The sequence below is a fragment of the Niabella ginsenosidivorans genome, from assembly GCF_001654455.1.
GTDB classification, from domain to species: domain Bacteria; phylum Bacteroidota; class Bacteroidia; order Chitinophagales; family Chitinophagaceae; genus Niabella; species Niabella ginsenosidivorans.
In genome coordinates this window covers 4,011,854-4,031,002 of the sequence record NZ_CP015772.1, presented here as the reverse complement: position 1 = coordinate 4,031,002, position 19,149 = coordinate 4,011,854, and the positions used below count along the sequence as shown (strand labels likewise).

General features: G+C 45.2%; 19 protein-coding genes. 12 read left to right on the top strand and 7 right to left on the bottom strand.

Annotation, left to right across the window (positions count from 1 at the left end):
- Positions 1-90: 90 nt before the first annotated feature.
- The 5 genes from A8C56_RS16980 to A8C56_RS16960 all read left to right on the top strand — a co-directional run bounded on the left by A8C56_RS16980 (position 91) and on the right by A8C56_RS16960 (position 6,988).
- The gene (locus A8C56_RS16980) at positions 91-891 is read left to right on the top strand and encodes a ParA family protein (protein WP_067758638.1); all 801 of its coding nucleotides are present in this window, start codon (positions 91-93) and stop codon (positions 889-891) included.
- 85 nt (positions 892-976) lie between these two features.
- The gene (locus A8C56_RS16975) at positions 977-1,906 is read left to right on the top strand and encodes a ParB/RepB/Spo0J family partition protein (protein WP_067758635.1); all 930 of its coding nucleotides are present in this window, start codon (positions 977-979) and stop codon (positions 1,904-1,906) included.
- 19 nt (positions 1,907-1,925) lie between these two features.
- Entirely contained in the window at positions 1,926-2,645 is a 720-nt protein-coding gene (locus A8C56_RS16970) for a DUF5683 domain-containing protein (RefSeq protein WP_067758632.1), read from the top strand.
- 69 nt (positions 2,646-2,714) lie between these two features.
- Positions 2,715-3,431 (top strand): 4-hydroxy-tetrahydrodipicolinate reductase, encoded by a 717-nt coding sequence (gene dapB, locus A8C56_RS16965; RefSeq protein ID WP_067758629.1) that lies wholly within the window; start codon positions 2,715-2,717, stop codon positions 3,429-3,431.
- A gap of 905 nt (positions 3,432-4,336) precedes the next feature.
- A complete protein-coding gene (locus tag A8C56_RS16960; protein ID WP_067762195.1) occupies positions 4,337-6,988 on the top strand; it encodes a glycoside hydrolase family 2 protein in 2,652 nt (883 codons plus the stop codon).
- A gap of 7 nt (positions 6,989-6,995) precedes the next feature.
- Here the strand turns inward: A8C56_RS16960 and A8C56_RS16955 are convergent, their stop codons facing one another.
- Complete coding sequence (locus tag A8C56_RS16955) at positions 6,996-8,069, bottom strand: Mrp/NBP35 family ATP-binding protein (RefSeq protein WP_067758625.1); 1,074 nt, start codon at positions 8,067-8,069, stop codon at positions 6,996-6,998.
- Positions 8,070-8,173: 104 nt separating this feature from the next.
- Between A8C56_RS16955 and A8C56_RS16950 the strand changes: the two genes are divergently transcribed.
- Positions 8,174-8,818, top strand: coding sequence for a carboxypeptidase-like regulatory domain-containing protein (locus A8C56_RS16950; protein ID WP_067758622.1), 645 nt, complete (start codon positions 8,174-8,176; stop codon positions 8,816-8,818).
- A 146-nt stretch (positions 8,819-8,964) separates the two neighbouring features.
- On the opposite strand, the gene A8C56_RS16945 is transcribed toward A8C56_RS16950, so the two are convergent.
- A complete protein-coding gene (locus A8C56_RS16945) occupies positions 8,965-9,243 on the bottom strand; it encodes a barstar family protein (RefSeq protein ID WP_067758620.1) in 279 nt (92 codons plus the stop codon).
- Positions 9,244-9,249: 6 nt separating this feature from the next.
- Positions 9,250-9,756, bottom strand: coding sequence for a ribonuclease domain-containing protein (locus A8C56_RS16940; RefSeq protein WP_067758617.1), 507 nt, complete (start codon positions 9,754-9,756; stop codon positions 9,250-9,252).
- A 515-nt stretch (positions 9,757-10,271) separates the two neighbouring features.
- On the opposite strand from A8C56_RS16940, the gene A8C56_RS16935 reads away from it, so the two are divergent.
- Positions 10,272-11,162 carry a 3-hydroxyacyl-CoA dehydrogenase family protein gene (locus A8C56_RS16935; protein ID WP_084490254.1) on the top strand — a complete coding sequence of 297 codons (891 nt, stop codon included), beginning with the start codon at positions 10,272-10,274 and terminating at the stop codon, positions 11,160-11,162.
- On the opposite strand, the gene A8C56_RS16930 is transcribed toward A8C56_RS16935, so the two are convergent.
- Entirely contained in the window at positions 11,136-11,582 is a 447-nt protein-coding gene (locus A8C56_RS16930) for a type I restriction enzyme HsdR N-terminal domain-containing protein (protein WP_067762193.1), read from the bottom strand. The genes A8C56_RS16935 and A8C56_RS16930 overlap by 27 nt on opposite strands.
- Before the next feature lie 78 nt (positions 11,583-11,660).
- On the opposite strand from A8C56_RS16930, the gene A8C56_RS16925 reads away from it, so the two are divergent.
- The 4 genes from A8C56_RS16925 (at position 11,661) to A8C56_RS16910 (ending at position 15,175) form a co-directional block, all read left to right on the top strand.
- Positions 11,661-12,431 (top strand): AMP nucleosidase, encoded by a 771-nt coding sequence (locus tag A8C56_RS16925; protein WP_067758612.1) that lies wholly within the window; start codon positions 11,661-11,663, stop codon positions 12,429-12,431.
- A 61-nt stretch (positions 12,432-12,492) separates the two neighbouring features.
- A complete protein-coding gene (locus A8C56_RS16920; protein ID WP_067758609.1) occupies positions 12,493-12,870 on the top strand; it encodes a hypothetical protein in 378 nt (125 codons plus the stop codon).
- 200 nt (positions 12,871-13,070) lie between these two features.
- Positions 13,071-13,457 carry a hypothetical protein gene (locus A8C56_RS16915; protein WP_067762189.1) on the top strand — a complete coding sequence of 129 codons (387 nt, stop codon included), beginning with the start codon at positions 13,071-13,073 and terminating at the stop codon, positions 13,455-13,457.
- Positions 13,458-13,459: 2 nt separating this feature from the next.
- Positions 13,460-15,175, top strand: a complete 1,716-nt coding sequence (locus A8C56_RS16910; RefSeq protein WP_067758606.1) for an ABC transporter ATP-binding protein — start codon at positions 13,460-13,462, stop codon at positions 15,173-15,175.
- Between the two features lie 131 nt (positions 15,176-15,306).
- Here A8C56_RS16910 and A8C56_RS16905 read toward each other — a convergent pair whose 3' ends face one another.
- A complete protein-coding gene (locus A8C56_RS16905; protein WP_067758603.1) occupies positions 15,307-15,561 on the bottom strand; it encodes a hypothetical protein in 255 nt (84 codons plus the stop codon).
- Positions 15,562-16,002: 441 nt separating this feature from the next.
- On the opposite strand from A8C56_RS16905, the gene queA reads away from it, so the two are divergent.
- Complete coding sequence (gene queA / locus A8C56_RS16895) at positions 16,003-17,052, top strand: tRNA preQ1(34) S-adenosylmethionine ribosyltransferase-isomerase QueA (RefSeq protein WP_067758596.1); 1,050 nt, start codon at positions 16,003-16,005, stop codon at positions 17,050-17,052.
- Between the two features lie 280 nt (positions 17,053-17,332).
- On the opposite strand, the gene A8C56_RS16890 is transcribed toward queA, so the two are convergent.
- Complete coding sequence (locus A8C56_RS16890) at positions 17,333-18,241, bottom strand: murein hydrolase activator EnvC family protein (RefSeq protein WP_067758593.1); 909 nt, start codon at positions 18,239-18,241, stop codon at positions 17,333-17,335.
- 28 nt (positions 18,242-18,269) lie between these two features.
- Positions 18,270-19,115 carry a DUF4292 domain-containing protein gene (locus tag A8C56_RS16885; protein WP_067758590.1) on the bottom strand — a complete coding sequence of 282 codons (846 nt, stop codon included), beginning with the start codon at positions 19,113-19,115 and terminating at the stop codon, positions 18,270-18,272.
- Positions 19,116-19,149: the final 34 nt, after the last annotated feature.

Sequence of the window (19,149 nt, the reverse complement as noted above, 5' to 3'; positions counted from 1 at the left end):
ATCAATTAAAGATCGCAAATACTTTACATTTGCTTAAATGTAGCATTTTTCATGTTTTAGAAGCTATTTGGACATAGAATCATAAGAAATATGGCAAAAGTAATCGGAGTAGCAAATCAGAAGGGAGGGGTAGGTAAAACAACCACGGCAATCAATCTGGCGGCAAGCTTTGCGGTGCTGGAATATAAAACCCTGCTGGTGGATGCGGATCCGCAGGCCAACAGCACAACAGGGGTGGGTTTTGATCTGCAGAACATTACTCACAGCCTTTACGACTGTATGGCCAACCAGGCGCCGGCTAAAGAAGTGATCCTGAAAAGTGAAATACCCAATCTGGATCTGATCCCTTCCCATATTGACCTGGTAGGCGCGGAAATTGAGATGATCAACTATCCCAACCGGGAAACGGTGCTGAAGGGCATCCTGGAGGCCGTAAAACAGGAATATGATTTTATTGTGATCGACTGCTCGCCTTCACTGGGATTAATCACTGTAAATGCTTTAACCGCCTCCGATTCTGTTGTGGTGCCGGTTCAGTGCGAATTTTTTGCGTTGGAAGGTTTGGGAAAACTGCTGAATACCATTAAGATCGTACAAAGCCGGTTAAATACAGAACTGGTCATAGAAGGTATTTTGATGACGATGTACGACAGCCGCCTGCGCCTTTGTAACCAGGTGGTGAGCGAAGTGCGCCGGCATTTTGAAGATAAGGTCTTTGATACGATCATTCACAGGAACTCCAAACTGAGCGAGGCTCCCAGCTTTGGAAAACCAGCCATCCTTTATGATGCGAACAGTAAAGGTGCGCTGAATTATCTGAATCTGGCAAAAGAGATCCTCCAGAAAAATGACATGACAAAAATTGCTAACGAAAACAAAATTTTAGAATAGGAACCTGTTAAAGGTTGAACGTTCAGTATTAAATGTTCAGGGGTTACAGTCTGGCCCGGAACCAACAGTAAACTTTAAGCAAAATATGGCAACCGTTAAACCAAATAAAGATGCGCTGGGCAAAGGGATCCGTTCCTTATTAGGTAGTATTGATGCAGAGCTCAAAAGCAATACGCCGGCGGGTGAGCAGTTAAAAAAGACCGTTGTTGAGAACGTAACTACCATTTTAAGGATACCCGTTGCAGATATAGAAGTGAACCCCAAACAGCCCCGGCATGATTTTGATGAACAGGCGTTGAAGGAACTGGCGGAATCTATTAAGATCCATGATATCATTCAGCCCCTTACGGTGTCCAAGACGGCTGCAGGCAAGTACCGGCTCATTGCAGGCGAGCGCCGTTTACGGGCTTCCCGGATGGCTGGGTTAACGGATGTGCCTGCATACATCCGCCAGGCAAATGATGCGCAGTTGCTGGAGCTGGCATTACTGGAAAACCTGCAGCGGGAAGATCTGAACGCTGTTGAAGTAGCCCTCAGTTATAAGCGCATGATGGATGAGCTGGATTATTCACAGGACCAGGTAGCTGAACGGATGGGGAAAGATCGCAGCACCATTGCCAATTTTATTCGTTTGTTAAAATTACCCCCCGATATTCAACTGGCTGTACGGAGCAACGAAATTTCTATGGGCCATGCCCGTGCAATTATTAATGTAGACACTGTTGAAAAGCAATTATTCATTTTCCGTGAAATAAAAGATAAAGGATTATCCGTACGCCAGACAGAGGCTTTGGTGCGCAACCTGTACAAACAGGGAGCCGCTGCTAAAAAACCGGCAGGCAGAGGCGGGCTTTCTGCTTCTTTCCAAAGGATTGAGGACAAACTGGCTTCCCGGTTTGATACCCGTGTTAAACTGAAACACAGCAGCAATGGCAGCGGGCAGATCACATTTGATTATTATTCAGTAGAAGAGCTGAATAAGCTGTTGCACAACTTTAACGTATCGGTAGACTAATTAGCGCTTTATTTGCAAAATGCAATTTGTTTACAAAATACTGCTGCTGCTGCTTTTTGCCGGCTCTGGTATGTATGTGGGCGCACAATCTGTTGATACCATTCCCGCTAAAGGCGCTGTTCTGCCAGAGAAAAAAGATTCGGTAACTCATAAGACCGACTCCGCAACTGTAAAAAAAGCAGCCGTAAAACCCAAAAGAAAAAAGGATGTTTATATAGATTCGGTAGCCCGGAAAGATCCCCGTTACCGCAATCCGGGCAAAGCTGCTTTCCGGTCTGCTGTGCTGCCCGGCTGGGGACAGGTATATAATAAACGGATATGGAAAGTGCCTATTGTATATGCCGGGCTGGGTGTAACAGCCGGTATTTTTGTTGATAATCTGATATGGTATAAGCGGTTTCGCTATGCTGTAAAAGTGGCCTATAATATACAGGCAGGAACGGACAGCCTTACCGGCCCCAATTTTGCCAAAGTATACAAAGATCTTAAAGACCCGTTCTTTTTGAGAAACGGGATCAACCTGAGCGGGTTGCAGAGTAACCGGAGCCAGTTCCGGCAGAATGTGGATTATTCGGCTGTTTTCTTTCTCATAGCCTGGGCGCTGAATGTGGTGGATGCAACGGTTGATGCGCATTTAAGTACCTTTGACATTTCTCCTAAACTGGCTTTACGGATAGAACCACCGCCTGTTGATGTATATAATAAAGCAGGATTTGCAGTTGTATTGCAATTGAAATGATCGGACAGCAGCTGTCAGTGAGGAATACTTAATCAACAGTTCATCTTAATTGTAAATAATATATTTAGTATGAAGATCGCATTGATCGGATATGGGAAAATGGGAAAGGCTATTGAAGCAATAGCGCTTGAACGGGGTCATGAAATTGTATTGACCATTGATGCGCATAATACAGATGCGCTTACTGCGGATAATGTAAAAAAGGCCGATGTGGCAATCGAATTTACAGGCCCTCATACCGCGCTTGAGAACCTCACAAAGCTGATCCGTTTCGGGGTTCCTGTGGTGAGCGGCTCCACAGGCTGGCTGGAGAAAATGCCGAAACTGCTTTCAGAGATCAGCCAACACAATGGTACTTTTTTATATGCCAGTAACTTCAGCATTGGGGTGAACCTGTTTTTTGAACTTAATAAAAAGCTGGCTGCATTAATGCACCCGCACAAGGATTATACTGTAAGCCTTGAGGAAATTCATCATACCGAAAAAAAAGATGCTCCCAGCGGCACAGCCATTACACTGGCTGAGCAGATAATGGAGGTCTATACAGAAAAGAAAAAATGGGTGAATGATGTGCAGCCCGCTGCGGAAGAATTGCTGATTACCAGCAAACGCATTGACCCTGCCCCGGGAATACATACGATTACCTATTCATCTGAAATTGACGATATTACCATTACACATACGGCGCATAACCGTAAGGGGTTTGCATTGGGCGCCGTACTGGCGGCAGAATTTATCAGAGATAAGAAAGGCGTGTTTTCCATGAAGGATGTACTGGATCTGTAAAAACCGTAAATAGGTTTTCCGGGGAAAGCGCTCCCGCCCCCTTCATGCTTTCTTCTTTGGCGAAAGTTTGCGTACCGAGGCTTCAGCTTTTTTACTGAGGGTATTTTATTTTAGTCATTTAATTAAGGTTGCATTTCAATTTATACCTTTTAGAAATTAAAATCCGTTCAATAAGCAATGTCGTGATGAACCTGTCGAACCATAATTCATTTGACAAACTTCCTTCGTCAGGATGACAATACTTTTTTAATCTAATTGGTATTACAGGCTGCCCCGCCGTAGGCGGGCTAAATGCGTTGAAAAAAGTAACTTTTTACCAAAATACCGCCCATACAGCGCTGCCCCGGAGGGGCCATCTCTTGGTAAAAGAATAGCAACACCTCATCACAGTGCTCCGTATCATTGAAGAGCAATCTGATCAGAAAAGAGAGGACAAAATTTTCTATCGTTTTTTAAGAATCACACTATGGAACCGCCATATTTTAGTTCAGTATAAATGAATGCTATCGCTTAATGACAGATGAAATGCGAGAAGATACATTAAAATTAACCAGGCTTACAAAAAGTTTGAAGCTGCAGTACAGCAGGCTATTTATACTTAAGTGGTTTGTGCAGGCATCATAACCGTCAATTTAAGAGCGGTGGTATCATTTTGAGTGGTGCCGCTGCCAGGAATGTTTCTTATTGCGAAAGAAATGCGCTGTGCCCACGGCACTCAAAGATCTGTACGGATTCTTTAACTCCGGAAATTTCAGGTGACTATCAAAGGGCCTTTTTAGCCGCCCCAAGTGGATTTGCTATTTTTGATCCTGGTTCATGATCAGCTGCATTTAAAAGAAACAGATATTCCCTCTTCCCGTTTTCGTATTTTCGCCTGCATATATTCATTGCGCATTTGGTTCCGGATGATGATAAAACATATTGCAATTACGGTATTATTTTTAGCAGTATGCCTTAGCTATTGCCGGGCACAATATCCCTCTGCCCGTTCTTATGAATTGAACAGCGGGTGGAAATGCCATAAGGCATCCGGGCTTTCTGTAAAGCCCGAAACGCTTTCTGAAAGCAGGTACTCCATCGCCTCCTGGATGCCGGCAACAGTGCCCGGAACCGTTCTGACCACATTGCTGGAAAACAAAAAGATTCCGGATCCGTTTTATGGTATGAACAATAACCGGATACCGGATATTGCACAGGCCGGAAAGGCGTATTATACCTATTGGTTCTGTAAGGACTTCAAAGAAGCCCCGCCTGAAGATAACGGGCAGGTGTGGCTGAATTTCAGGGGCATTAATTACAGATGTGCCGTTTACCTGAACGGCAAAAAGGTGAACAAAGAGCCGTTTACCGGAATGTTTTTGCGGCAGCGTTATAATGTTACCCGATACCTGGAACCATCCGGCCAAAACAGGCTGGCGGTGATCGTATATCCGCCGGATGAGGTGGGGGATCCTAATGGCGGCCAGGGAGGCGATGGTACCATTGCAAAGAACGTGGCGCATCAGTATGTAGCAGGGTGGGACTGGATCCAGCCCGTACGCGACCGGAACACGGGCATATGGGATAAGGTAACCATTGAAAAGACCGGCGCTGTTATTATTACGGACCCGTTTATAAAAACAACAGTGCCCGGTATACGAAAACCCGGTGAACAGCAGGAGCCAGCATTTGTGCATGCATCGGCAACGCTGGAGAATGCAGGCAATACGGCCGTTACGGGGGTATTGAGGTATGTGGTCAATGAGCAGTATGTTACGCAGCGTGTGCAATTGCAGCCCTTTGAAAAAAAGGAAGTGCATCTTTCTGCCATTGAAATTAAAAATCCGCGGCTTTGGTGGCCCAATACCTATGGGCCGCAAAATCTTTACCGGTCTGTTATTTCATTTGTAAAAGATGACCAGGAAATTTCTGATAGCCGGAATATAGAAGTGGGGCTCCGCGAGGTAAGGAACAACTGGAATATGCATACCCGGAGCATGGAAGTGCGCGTAAATGGCCAGCTTGTTTTTATTCGTGGTGGTAACTGGATCGTTTCCGATGCGCTGTTACGGTTCAGCAACGCCCGGTATGATGCGGAGGTCCGTTTTCACCGGGATATGGGCCTGAACCTGATTCGCGTTTGGGGTGGCGCTTTAACGGAGCGTCCGGAATTTTATGAAGCCTGCGACCGGTATGGATTGCTGGTAATGCAGGATTTCTGGGGCTCAGGCGATTGTAACGGCCGGTGGATGGACCCAAAGAAAAAAGAAGATCAGTGGACAAGACGTCAATACCCTGATGATCACCAACTGTTCATAAGATCGGCGGCGGACATGATCAGGATGATCCGCAATTACCCGTCGCTGGCCATATGGTGCGGCGGTAATGAAATTGTGTTGCCACCGGATATCTTTCACGCACTTAAAGATTCGTTAATGCCGGTGCTGGATGGTACGCGCTGGTTTATTGATTACTCCAATTCAGACAGTATGTCTTACAACGCTACCGGAGGTAATGGCGATGGCCCTTACGGGATCCAGCCGCTGTCTTATTTCTGGAACTACCGCACCTGGCCGTTTAATTCGGAGATCGGTTCGGTAGGTATGGGAGACCTGGTATCGTTGCAGCGTTTCCTGCCCAAAGCCAATCAGGTAATTCCGTCGGAGCAAAAGGGTTCAGAAGCAGTAAATGACTCCGTATGGACCTATCATAAATACATCGGGTATGGCCGGTTTGTGAATGCTTATGGAATGCCCAGAGACCTGGAAGATTTTGCCAACAAAGCGCAATTGGTGAATTACGACCAGTACAGGAGCCTGACAGAAGGATTTATTGGTCATCAATGGGACTGGTATACCGGTGTGATCATCTGGAAAACGCAAAATCCCTGGACGGCCCTGCGCGGGCAGATGTATGATTACTATCTTGACCCCAATGCCTGCTTATATGGGTTACGTACAGGGAACCGGCCGCTTCATGGTATGTTCAGTTTTGGCGATAGCTCCGTTTATATAGCCAACAATACCTGGGAAAAGAAAGATAACCTGATGCTTGTGGTAAAGACATATGATATGCAGGGAAAGGAGCACCTGATCACCCAGGTTTTTTGTGAAGCAATCCCGCAAAATTCAAAACGGATCTTTTCTTTAAATAGTGCACTGAGCAGGGTGGCTAAGCAGGAAGGAACATTTCTGGCAATACAGTTGCTGGATGCTGATAAAACAATGATCGATGAAAATATTTACTGGCTTCCTGATGCAACTGGTCAATACTCCGGCCTCAACAACATGCCGCCGTCCCGGCTTACAATGCATTGCAGGAAATTAGCAGAAGGAAAGGCAGAAGTAACGCTTACCAATCCCTATGATGCGCCTGTGGCCTTTTTCAACCGTTTGTCCGTTGTTGATCCCAAAACAGGAGAACGGCTGCTGCCCGGTTTCTACAGTGATAATTATGTAACGCTGCTGCCCGGTTCTCAGAAAAAGATCACGATCGATTATCCGGAAACAGCTTCCGGTATATCTGTATCAGTATCCGGTTGGAACCTGAAAGAGCAGCGCCAGAAAGTGCGCCCGTAGTATATGGTTATCTGCGCGAAGTTCTTGTAGCGGCAAAATGTGCTACCTGCTTTGCAAAAGCCTTGAACGCAGCCTTTGTGATCTCATTATCGCTCATCATCACCGGAATTCCCTGGTCGCCTCCTTCGCGGATGCCCTGTACCAATGGAATCTCTCCAAGGAAAGGCAGGTCATACTCGCTTGCCAGGCGTTTGCCCCCTTCTTTTCCAAAAATGTAGTATTTATTATCCGGCAGCTCTTCCGGGGTAAAATAGCTCATATTCTCAACCAGACCAATGATAGGCGCATTCAGTTGTGCCTGGCCAAACATGGCAATGCCTTTTTTGGCGTCTGCCAGTGCCACATCCTGCGGCGTGCTTACAATAACCACCCCGCTTACATGCGCAATCTGCATCAATGTAAGGTGAATATCGCCGGTACCGGGAGGCATATCAACAATCAGGTAATCCAGGTTACCCCAATCCACATCCGTAATGAATTGTTTGATAGCGCTGCTGGCCATCGGCCCGCGCCATACAACAGCTTTGCTTTCATCCACCAGCAAGCCGATGCTTAGTAATTTTATACCAAAGCGCTCCAGTGGTACAATCATGCCCTTGCCATTTATATCGCGCATCATGGGCCGTTCTCCACGCACCCCAAACATTATAGGTACGCTGGGGCCGTAAATATCCGCATCCATTAACCCTACCGAGGCGCCCGTTTGGGACAGCGCCAGGGCAAGATTGGCTGCTACGGTGCTTTTTCCCACACCTCCCTTACCGCTCACAACAGCAATAACATTTTTTACACCAGGCAATACAGGGTTTACCGGTGCAGCAGGTGCCTGGGCCTTTATGCCGGTATTGCCAAACCCTACTTTTATAACCGCTTTTTCATTCACCTGGGATTTGATGGCCTGTATACAATCGGCCTTTACTTTATCTTTCAGCTGCGCATCTTCAGTAGGTAACTGAAGATTAAAAGAAATATAATACTTCTCAATTACAAGATCCTTTACCATTTCAAGCGCTACAATATCTTTATTGGATCCCGGAATATGCACACTGGTCAAGGCTTTTAAAACGAGTTCTTTTGTCATTTATTTGCTAAAGCTTATGTTAAATTCAATACAATCCTCAAAGTTAAACATCCTAACGGGCATTTTGTTGCCTTATTTACGATTCCTGTACTTATTTTTGGGCTGTGAAGAAACTATTGATTGTTTTTATTGTATCCTTATTTATTCTGCCATCAACTGCGCATGCACAGTTTGAGAAAGCCCGTGATTCTGTCATTCAATTGTTTGGTATTATTATGTCGTCAGATAGCTTGTACGGTATTCCTTCTGTAAGTGTGACTGTAAAAGGAACCAACAGGGGCACTGTCAGTAATAGTGACGGGGTTTTTTCCATTGCAGCATTAAAAGGGGATGTGATCGAATTTTCACATGTAAGCTATAAACCGCTTACAAAACAGATACCAAGGGATCTGGAAGGGAATCAATACAACATGGTTGTACTGCTGACGGCAGATACCGTATACCTCCCTGCGGCTATTATACGGCCGCGCCCGACGCCGGAACAGTTTGCCCGCGACTTTGTAAATGTAAGGGTGGCTGATGATGAAATGGAGACCATACGGAAGAACAATACAAAGGAAATGCAGCGTATGATGCTGCAAAAAACACCGTTTGACGGACGGGAGGCCACCAATCAGCAGCTGAACATGATCTCACAAAAAGCGCGTTACCAGGGGCAATTGCCGCCTATGAATATTTTTAACCCGGCAGCCTGGGCACAGTTCATCGAGGCCTGGAAGCGGGGTGATTTTAAGAATAAGAACTATTAGTGAAATTACAAATTTCTTGTTGGAAAAGCAGCCTGTTGCATTAAAAAGGCCCTTGCATTTATATTTTTTAGTGAACGATAGTTTTGTAAATACGCATATAAGCGTTCATGGCAATAAGCGTCGCTTTGTTCGGGGGAAATCCCTTTTTACGGCTTTTTCAGGTAATATTCAAAACTGAAATTATCGCCCAGTTCATCCCGGGCATCTTCAAAAACCCCGATAATATTGCCAAAGGTTTCCAGCTGGCCCAGCGTAAGGTTTATAAACCGGACGCTCACCGGCAGCTCAATAGCACCGGTCAGCACATCCCATAACGCGTCCGGGTTATTGCCAAAATACCCGGGAAAAGGAAATTGCCGGGCTGCAATTTTATAGAAATCCTGTTGGGTACCAATGCGGTCAAAATCAAAAATGAGCTCTTTCATGTTATTTTATTTTTCCTGGAAGGTTCTGTAATGGTCTTTGGTAACAAACACAAGGCCATCGCTGGAAAACAGCAGCCGGTCGGCATTACGCCTGCCGCAACTGAAATTGATATCTGCCTCAAACCATTTCCGGCCCTGCTTTTCCGGGAGCGATCTTTCCCTGTTGGAAAAAATATCGCCGCCAATGGCCCTGCCGGGCAGTACCATACATAAATTTCCTTTGGAAGGTTCCCAGCCTTTGCTGCGGGCCTCCCGCTTGGTTATATAATAATCCGGCAAATGACCGTTTTGTTTTACATAAGGCACTACTGCGGATTCTTTTGTGAGTTCCTCAACAGAAGCCTGGGATGGCGGCTGAATGTTCTTGTCAGTATTACCGGAAGGATCCGTTTTTACTACCTGTGGTGTAACAGGGAGTGCCGGGTCCGGTCCTTTTTTGTGGGAGTACCAGTAATATACCAGGGCAGCTATAATAAGCAGCATCCATAGTAAAGACCGCTTTTGCTTTTGCATATTTTATCAGCTTTGCTGAACAAATATAAATAACGATAAGATTTCTCTTTTAAATAAAAAGGCTGTTGAGAAGATCTCCTGCTGAATACGCAGACGAACGCAGGCTTTCTACTTACCCTTCCGCGGGATCTGCGCATTTTTGCGGGAACTTTTAGTAGAGAACTATAGCTGATACGCTACCGGTTGTATTTTCCGCTGTCAAACACATACGGGCGCAGATTTTCATTTGCTCTTCTGCAGGATCTGCGCGAACCCGGCGGCGTTTTGTTGTTGCAGACTAGCGTTGATCATAAAACAGGCCTGCGGATGTTTCAATAAAGCTTGCTGTCATTTAAATAAAGATCGTTATCTGCGGCTGTTCCGAAGCTTTGGAAAGGATCAGAGCAGAGGTTTTCCGTTCGCCCCTCCAGGGAATCTGCGCAGCTGCGGGAACCTGACAACCTTCACCAATTTAGAAATATATTTATTCGCTTATTCTTTCTTTCTTAATCTTGCATAAATAAATTTGCTCTTATATGATCAGGAATGTTTCTGTTATTGGCGCCGGAACCATGGGAAATGGTATTGCGCATGTGTTTGCACAAAACGGGCATCAGGTGGTGCTGATCGATGTGTCGGAAGCACAACTACAAAAAGCGCTGAAAACAATTCAAAAGAACCTGGACCGTCAGCTGGCAAAAGAACTAATAACCGCGGAGCAAAAAGAAGCCACTTTACAGAATATTATTACAGAGAGCAGGATTGAAAAAGGAGTTGACGCTGCTCAGCTGGTAGTAGAGGCTGCAACGGAAAATGAGGCGCTGAAACTGGAGCTGTTTAAAAAAGCAGATGCGGCAGCTCCAAAGGATTGTATTCTGGCAACCAACACTTCTTCTATTTCTGTTACAAGGATTGCGGCAGCTACCGGGCGGCCCGGACAGGTGATCGGTATGCACTTTATGAACCCTGTACCGGTTATGAAGCTGGTAGAGGTCATTAACGGGTATGCTACCGCCCAATCAGTTACAGCAACCATTGTAGAACTGAGCAGGAAGCTGGGAAAAATTCCTGCACTGGCCAATGATTACCCCGGCTTTGTAGCCAACCGTATTCTTATGCCCATGATCAATGAAGCCATTTACAGCTTATATGAGGGTGTGGCAGGTGTGGAAGCAATTGATATCATTATGAAGTTGGGTATGGCGCACCCGATGGGGCCGCTGCAACTGGCAGACTTTATAGGGCTGGATGTTTGCCTTTCCATTTTAAATGTGCTGTACAGCGGCTTCGGGAACCCTAAATATGCTGCCTGCCCGTTACTGGTAAATATGGTGGCCTCCGGGAAGCTGGGCATTAAATCCGGTGAAGGTTTTTATTCCTATACACAGGGATCAAAAGGTTTAGTGGTCAGTGAAAAATTCAGGTAGCCGGTCAATTGTGATTAACTGGTCGTTTTCCTTTTTCCAGCCCATTGTTTCATTGCCGTTTGTAATAACAAGGTACCGGGCCGGTAATGCAATATTGTAGCGGAGCGCCTGGCTGAGTACATTTTCATTCAGGGTTATCTGGCCTGCCTTGCATTCAATCAGCATCCAGGGGCGTAGCCGGGAGTCATAAACAAGGATATCGAAACGTTTTCTGAGCTCGCCAACTTTTATTTCCTTTTCCAGTGCGATCAGGGTTTTGGGATAGTTCATTTTTTTGAGCAGGTACTGTATAAAATTCTGCCGGATCCACTCTTCATCCTGTAACACCAGCCATTTTTTTCTCAGTGCATCAAAGATATGCGGCAGCCCGTTTCGGGTTTCAATACGAAAATCAGGATCGGGGTATTGAATAAGAATCATTGAACCAAAAATAAAGGTTAATTTAGCATCAGCCAATATGGAATATTCCATATGGTTAATAGCTGAAAAATCGAGAAAATGAAAACGAAAGAGGAAATAGTAAAGAACTGGCTGCCCCGTTACACTGGTGAAAGCTTAAAGAATTTTGGAGAATATATCCTGCTGACCAACTTCAGCAATTATGTGCAGCTGTTTGCCCAATGGCACGATGTGGAAGTGATAGGTGCCGACCGGCCCATGCAATGTGCTACTGCGGATAATATCTCGATCATCAATTTTGGCATGGGCAGCCCTACGGCAGCTACTGTTATGGATCTGCTGACTGCGATCAGCCCTAAAGCCGCTTTGTTCCTGGGAAAATGCGGCGGACTGAAAAAACGCAATAAAGTGGGCGACCTGATCCTGCCTATAGCAGCTATAAGAGGTGAGGGCACCTCAAGCGATTATTTTCCAAAAGAAGTGCCCGCTTTACCTGCCTTTGCGTTGCAAAAAGCAGTGAGCACGACCATACGGGAGGCAAAGACCGATTACTGGACAGGCACTGTTTATACAACCAACCGCAGGGTGTGGGAGCATGATGAATCCTTTAAAGCCTACCTGCAAAAAATAAGGGCTTATGCCGTTGACATGGAAACCGCCACCATTTTCACAGTAGGTTTTTATAATAAGATACCAACAGGGGCCTTATTGCTGGTAAGCGACCAGCCCATGATACCGGATGGGGTAAAAACAGCGGAAAGCGATAAAAAAGTAACAGCCAGGTATGTAGAAAATCATCTTAAAATAGGCATTGATTCTTTAAAACAGCTGATCAATAACGGCCAGACCGTACGGCACCTGAGGTTCTGATGGCATTGTTGCGTTTAAGGAGGCTCCTGCGTTTACTAAATATAAATAAATGCAATGCTGTATGAAACGAAGTGTACTGTTACCGCTGCTGTTTGGCATTTGGGCTGCAGGTTGTCAGAAACACCATGTTGAACAGGAATCAACGGTTTTTAAAGCCCGGTTGATCTTTCAGGGAGCATGCGGAGACTATATTTGCGCCATTACCAACGGAACCATAAGCAAAGGACGTACTTTGGAACAATGGCAGCAGCCGGTTACAAAAGCATACTATAAAAATGTGTTTGAGGTAAAGAACCCCATATCTTTTCCGGCAGATATTAAAACGGGTGATGAATTTTCCTTTAAAATAACGGAGGCCCCCGAAGAAGCATATCCCTGTTTAGCTATATATCCTGTGTACAATTTAGATAAAAAGTTAAGTATTGAAGTTTTAAAGTGAAAGCGCCGTGACCATAAGTTTGAAGAAGGCATAAAAATGCGTCATGACAATAAAACATAGTTTTTCCCGGTCTGGTGAAAGAAGGGCTGCAGAGGTGAAGCGTTAAAAAATAAACAATTAAAAACCCTGAGTAAGATTTTATGCGTAATTTTCTGCCTGTAAGAAAAACGCTTCTCTTTAAACCAGTAAATAAAATGCACATGAAAAAAAATACCGGTTTTGTATTTGTTTTAGTGGCAGGTATTTCAGTAATTACGGCTTGTACCCCCAGGGCCTCCCGTAGCGTTCCGGGCCGGTATAAAGCCCGCTTTGAAGTAGCTGCCCTTTGTTCTAACAATACCTTTTCTGTTATTGAAGGCAATATCGATACTTCGCTTGTAGAGGCTTCCTGGACCAACCCGCAAACCGGTAAAATCTATAAAAATGCGTTTGCCATCAGTAATCCGTGCAGCTTTCCGGCTACCCTTAAAGAAGGGGCTACTTTTTATTTTGAAATTGTTCCGAAAGATACCAGCCAGCACTGTGCCGTATGCATGGCTTATTACCCAACACCTCATAAGCGGCTGAACATTAAAGTAATTCAATAAGAATGCAACAGCCCTTATTAAGTATCCGCAATCTTTCAGTGGATTTTGTTACAGGAAACAGTGTGAATCATGCGTTAAAGAATATTTCTGTTGAGGTAAGGAAAGGAGAGATTGTTGCGCTGGTTGGGGAGTCCGGCTCCGGTAAATCTGTTACATCGCTTTCTGTTTTACAGCTGATTCCCTCACCTCCGGCGAAATATGTGCAGGGCGCTATTATTTTTCATAAGGAAGACGGCAGCGCGATCGATCTTTTAAAGCAGACCACAGGAACATTGCAGGAAATAAGGGGAAACGCCATTTCCATGATCTTTCAGGAGCCTATGACTTCCCTGAACCCTGTATATACATGTGGCAGCCAGGTGGCAGAAGCCATTCGGGTGCATACCGGTGTTTCAAAAGAAGCAGCAAAAAAAACAGCGATCCGGTGGTTGGAAAGAGTAAAACTTCCGGATCCGCCGGCCATTTATAACCGGTACCCGCATCAGTTAAGCGGCGGGCAGAAACAGCGTGTAATGATTGCCATGGCCATGTGCTGCAAACCGGAATTACTGATCTGTGATGAACCTACAACAGCGCTGGATGTAACCGTTCAGAAAACCGTATTGCAGTTAATTAAAGAACTGCAGAGGGAAACGGGCATGGGCGTAATCTTTATTACGCACGACCTGGGCGTGGTTGCAGAAATTGCGCACCGCGCGGTGGTGCTGTATAAAGGCGAAATTATGGAAGAAGGACCGGTGTCGGATCTTTTCAGCCAGCCCAAACACCCTTACACCAAAGCATTGCTGGCATGCAGGCCGGTCAATCATCAACGGGGAGAACGCCTGCCTGTGGTAAGTGATTTTATGAGCCCTAAAAAAGAACCGGTTGAAGTGGCTTTGCCTGTAAGGCCATCATTGCCGGAAGCGGGCCGGCAGAAAGTGTTGCTGCATGTAGACCATCTGAACGTATGGTTCCCAAAAGAAACCAACTGGCTGGGGAAGCCCGTTAGCTATACCCGGGCGGTAAATGATGTCAGCTTTGATGTTTACGAAAATGAAACACTGGGCCTGGTAGGGGAAAGCGGTTGTGGTAAAACCACACTGGGAAGAACCTTGCTGCAACTGGTACCTGCAACAAGCGGAAGGATCGTTTACCAAAATAAAGACATGGCCTTCTTTAAAAAAGAAGCATTGCGCGGATTAAGAAAACAATTGCAGATCATTTTCCAGGACCCCTATTCTTCATTGAACCCAAGAAAAAAGATCGGCCCTGCCATTGAAGAACCGCTCAAAGTTCATAAGATAATAACAAATGCAGCCGGACGGAGAGAACGTGCTGAGGAACTGCTGACAAAAGTAGGGTTGCTGCCGGAACATTATAACCGCTACCCGCATGAGTTCAGCGGTGGCCAGCGCCAGCGTATTGTAATAGCCCGGGCCCTTGCCTTAAACCCATCCTTTATTATTTGTGATGAATCTGTTTCTGCGCTGGATGTAAGCGTGCAGGCACAGGTGCTGAATCTCTTAAATGACCTGAAACGGGAATTGGGCTTTACCATTGTTTTTATCAGTCATGATCTTTCCGTAGTGCGTTATTTCAGCGACCGGATCATTGTAATGAATAAAGGAAAAATTGAAGAAAGCGGTCCCGCAGACACCATTTATGAGCACCCGGAGAGCAGCTACACCAGGGCGCTCATTGCTTCAATACCCAGAGGTATCGTGGCGGCCTCTTAAATTTTTATTCGACAGGCTGTAAACGCCTTAAAACAGATAGCCAGGAGCAATGCCGGATGATCTGTTCTTTAATACGCGCTCTTTTCTGATGTTCATAAGGGGCTGTAACATTTTTTAATCCTGTAGATGTATTATATAATGATGATTCTATAGCCCAGTAATGCGTTGATCCTAATATCGAAGGGCTGGCTGTATACATGGTCATTGCGGTTACGGCTTATGCGTGGGTTATAAACAAAATGTATCAGTAATTGAATGAATGTGGGTGTTGCATCTTCTTCAGAAGAATAGCTGTAGCCTGGTGCTGCCGTTGGAACAAATATATTCCGGCTCCGGTTGAAGGCTATAGTCTGTTCCGACAGGAATTTCAACAACTGCCTCCGCATAAAAACCGGTTTTATGCGTTTTGGATGTATTGGACCAGTGATCATTGTTTTTTATTTTCGGCGCCTGAGAAATTCAGCCCGCCTGAAATGCCGATGCGCGTTGGACGCCTGAAGGCATTGCAAGGTCAGCAATAAAGCAAGCTGCAATGCAGGTAATGGTTTCATAACAGTTGTGTGGTTTATGGTAATACTGTATAAAACGAAAGCTTTCGTCAGAAAGATAATACCGCGCTGTGCGTTATTACTGGCCGGTTTTTGGGTTTTGAAGACAAATTTATTGATAATTAAAAAAATTAGTACCTTTGCACGCATTAATCGAAAACCGGTGCCGTAAGACCGGGGATCGAAGCGATAAAACATATTGATAGTCAATCATGTTCAACACTTCCACCCCGCTTCACCTGTTTTAAAAATAACTATTTTAAATCTTTAAACAGTATAATGAAGCTTTCACAATTTCAATTCGACCTACCCTTAAACCTTATTGCACAACATCCCGCTAAAAAAAGAGAAGACGCCCGTATGATGGTGGTTCACCGCCAGACCGGACAAATGGAGAATAAACATTTCCGTGATATACTGGACTATTTTGATGATAAGGATGTATTTGTGGTCAACAATACCAAGGTGTTCCCTGCCCGTATGTACGGCCGCAAGGAAAAGACCGGGGCAAAGATTGAAGTATTCCTTTTAAGGGAGCTGAATAAGCAAAACCGCCTTTGGGACGTGATTGTTGATCCGGCCCGCAAGATAAGGGTGGGAAATAAACTCTATTTTGGCGATAACGAAGAGCTGGTGGCCGAAGTTATTGATAATACAACCAGCCGCGGAAGAACCATCCGCTTTTTGTGGGAAGGTTCCGAGGATGATTTTAAGGCGCAACTGGAGGCTTTGGGAGAAACGCCACTGCCCAAATATATTAAACGCAAGCCCGATGAGGAGGATAAGGAACGCTACCAGACCGTGTATGCAAAGCATGAAGGCGCGGTAGCAGCGCCCACTGCGGGATTGCACTTTAGCCGCGAACTGATCAAACGGCTAGAGATCAAAGGCATCCGTTTTGCTGAGGTTACCCTGCATACAGGCCTGGGAACCTTTCGCCCGATTGAAGTGGAGGATCTGAGCAAACATAAAATGGATGCAGAATATTATCATATTGATGATATGGCCTGCCGTATTGTTAATAAGGCCAAAGAAACCAATCATCGCATTTGCTCTATCGGAACTACTACCATGCGGGCTATGGAATCTTCCTTTACCGCGCAAAAACTGTTAAAACCGTCTGAGGGCTGGACCAATATGTTCATTCATCCCCCGTATGAGTTCAATATTGCCAATGCCCTGGTTACCAACTTTCATCTGCCCAAGACCAGCCTGATGATCATGACCAGTGCCTTTGCAGGTTATGAACTGACCATTGAAGCTTATAAAAAGGCAATTAAGGATAAATACCGCTTCTTCAGCTATGGAGATGCCCTGCTGATCATTTAATGTAAGAGCTGGTAATAAATTAAAAAGGGCTTTTTTCAACAGAAACAGCCCTTTTTAATGAATAATGCGGGCCGCATCACACCATAATACTGTTAAGACTTTTAAATTGCACCAGGTGAAGGTATGTCAGGAGCTTGCCGAAGCCGGATCATCCTTGGGCAATGACGATTGAAAAATTATTATCCCAATAAGCTTAAATGCAACGCTTTTATGATTGCCTTGAGGAGACAGTGTTCCTTTAACGTCGAAATAGTATAATTGTATTTCCTGCCTGCCGGAGCTACTGACCATACTGCTGGCGTACAAACCAGGGTTGGGGATCCAGGTTTTTATCGTCGAACATTAAAATGAAATCCAGCTTTCCATAACCGGTTTCATCATCACGGCCAACAGTTCCGATCACCTGGCCGGGCTTCACTCTGGAGCCCTTCAGCACCGTGGAGCTGGCAAGATTGCTGTAAGCGGTAAAATAGCGCCCATGGCGGATGACAATATAAAAAGTGCTCCCCAGTTTGGAAACACTGATAACATCACCTTCAAAAACCGCTTTTACGGGTGTATTAACAGGGGCAGCAAAAGTGCAGCCTGGGTTATCGCCAACAATATCCGGGCCTGAGCCTTCAATTTTAAAATGCCCGAATCCCTGGGTAATGGTTCCTTTTTCAAGCGGATAAGGAATCTGGCCTTTATACAGCCCAAAGTCTCCGGTCAGGGCGGCATTGCTTGTCGGGAACGTAGCGTGTTGCCGGGGCGGTAATACGGGATATGTTCTGGCCGGCGGGGTATATGTTTGCGTTTGCGCCGGTGGCCGGCTGGCTGCCGTATTCTCTTTTGGAATGGTCTCCGGGTGGTAATAATAATTCCTGAGGGTTGCTACCGTGCTTTTTATACGTGTTATTTCCCGGGTGGCATCCTGCATTTCTTCTGTATTGAACATCGGCGGTTCCTGCCTGGACATGCTTACCACATATCGTTCCTGCCCCTCTATTTTCCGGTTCAGGTCGGTCAGCTGAATCATTGCTTCACGGGAAATCGTTTTGGTGCTTTTAAAGGTACGTTCAATCTGGTTCACTTCATTGATCATCATTGCGCGGTCTTTCTTCAGGGTCACCTTTACATCATCCTGCGCAAATAAATTTCCGGCTAATAATACCAAACCTGCCAGAAGCCAGTTTTTTGTTATAATCATAAAGCATTCAAAGTTTTAAGCTGCAAGGCTATCGGTCTACCTTCTTATAGCCCCTGGGAACGGTAAACGGTGTGTTTATCGCTTCGTTGAAATTAAAAGATTTATAATTGAATGTTATTTGTATATCTGTTTTATATTTTACATTTATCTGACGAGATCTGGGAAACTGAAAGTTATTTACCTTTTCATAATTTCCATAATTCAGTTCAGCAGACCTGTTCCTGCCGGCATCCACATCCTCCAGCTTGCTATTAGAAGGCAGGTAATCCGGGGCCAGTACGGTTAACAGGTTCCGGAAAAATCTTGTTCGGCTGGTGATCTCAATAGTACTGTCCTGTTTGGTATAACTGCTGTTGTTATTGTCAATAAACACCGGGTTGCCCACCAGCAGATCCTGGAGCGTTATTAAATCAACAGGTAGGCCCAGCTGCTCCTGTAAATAAACGTAGCTGGCGGTAATATATTGTTTATTAAGCTTATTTATTATGCGTACAGAATCTTTTGTTATGATGCCCCGGGCGCCTTCAATTCCTAAAGGGCCGGTTACGGATACCCATATAATACTGTCCCGCATCATTTGTACTTTAATGTCAAAATTCTTGGTATCGCCTTTGGTCGTATAGGACACATCGGCTTTGCCTGAAAAAGTAGTGTAAGTGATATGGTTCAGCTTTTCAAGAACTGTGCTGATGGATTCTGTAACCATAGCGGTGTCCCTGTCCTTTAGCTTGTCTGTTTCATCTGTAGAGGACGAGGCTACGTTAAGCGACGAATCCGAGGGGGTTAGCTGGGACTGCATACGCTGTGCCTTCCTTGCAGGATTACAGGATGCAAAAATGATCATTGCTGAAAAAACAAATAGAATGTATTTCATTCACCTGGTTTTTATTGATAAAATAGAATACCCC

What these genes read in the sequence shown, in the direction of transcription:
- A8C56_RS16980 (WP_067758638.1), top strand. Translation starts at nt 91, where the DNA reads ATGGCAAAAGTAATCGGAGTAGCAAATCAGAAGGGAGGGGTAGGTAAA.
- A8C56_RS16975 (WP_067758635.1), top strand. Translation starts at nt 977, where the DNA reads ATGGCAACCGTTAAACCAAATAAAGATGCGCTGGGCAAAGGGATCCGT.
- A8C56_RS16970 (WP_067758632.1), top strand. Translation starts at nt 1,926, where the DNA reads ATGCAATTTGTTTACAAAATACTGCTGCTGCTGCTTTTTGCCGGCTCT.
- dapB (WP_067758629.1), top strand. Translation starts at nt 2,715, where the DNA reads ATGAAGATCGCATTGATCGGATATGGGAAAATGGGAAAGGCTATTGAA.
- A8C56_RS16960 (WP_067762195.1), top strand. Translation starts at nt 4,337, where the DNA reads ATGATGATAAAACATATTGCAATTACGGTATTATTTTTAGCAGTATGC.
- A8C56_RS16955 (WP_067758625.1), bottom strand. Translation starts at nt 8,069, where the DNA reads ATGACAAAAGAACTCGTTTTAAAAGCCTTGACCAGTGTGCATATTCCG.
- A8C56_RS16945 (WP_067758620.1), bottom strand. Translation starts at nt 9,243, where the DNA reads ATGAAAGAGCTCATTTTTGATTTTGACCGCATTGGTACCCAACAGGAT.
- A8C56_RS16940 (WP_067758617.1), bottom strand. Translation starts at nt 9,756, where the DNA reads ATGCAAAAGCAAAAGCGGTCTTTACTATGGATGCTGCTTATTATAGCT.
- A8C56_RS16935 (WP_084490254.1), top strand. Translation starts at nt 10,272, where the DNA reads ATGATCAGGAATGTTTCTGTTATTGGCGCCGGAACCATGGGAAATGGT.
- A8C56_RS16930 (WP_067762193.1), bottom strand. Translation starts at nt 11,582, where the DNA reads ATGATTCTTATTCAATACCCCGATCCTGATTTTCGTATTGAAACCCGA.
- A8C56_RS16925 (WP_067758612.1), top strand. Translation starts at nt 11,661, where the DNA reads ATGAAAACGAAAGAGGAAATAGTAAAGAACTGGCTGCCCCGTTACACT.
- A8C56_RS16920 (WP_067758609.1), top strand. Translation starts at nt 12,493, where the DNA reads ATGAAACGAAGTGTACTGTTACCGCTGCTGTTTGGCATTTGGGCTGCA.
- A8C56_RS16915 (WP_067762189.1), top strand. Translation starts at nt 13,071, where the DNA reads ATGAAAAAAAATACCGGTTTTGTATTTGTTTTAGTGGCAGGTATTTCA.
- A8C56_RS16910 (WP_067758606.1), top strand. Translation starts at nt 13,460, where the DNA reads ATGCAACAGCCCTTATTAAGTATCCGCAATCTTTCAGTGGATTTTGTT.
- A8C56_RS16905 (WP_067758603.1), bottom strand. Translation starts at nt 15,561, where the DNA reads ATGCGGAGGCAGTTGTTGAAATTCCTGTCGGAACAGACTATAGCCTTC.
- queA (WP_067758596.1), top strand. Translation starts at nt 16,003, where the DNA reads ATGAAGCTTTCACAATTTCAATTCGACCTACCCTTAAACCTTATTGCA.
- A8C56_RS16890 (WP_067758593.1), bottom strand. Translation starts at nt 18,241, where the DNA reads ATGATTATAACAAAAAACTGGCTTCTGGCAGGTTTGGTATTATTAGCC.
- A8C56_RS16885 (WP_067758590.1), bottom strand. Translation starts at nt 19,115, where the DNA reads ATGAAATACATTCTATTTGTTTTTTCAGCAATGATCATTTTTGCATCC.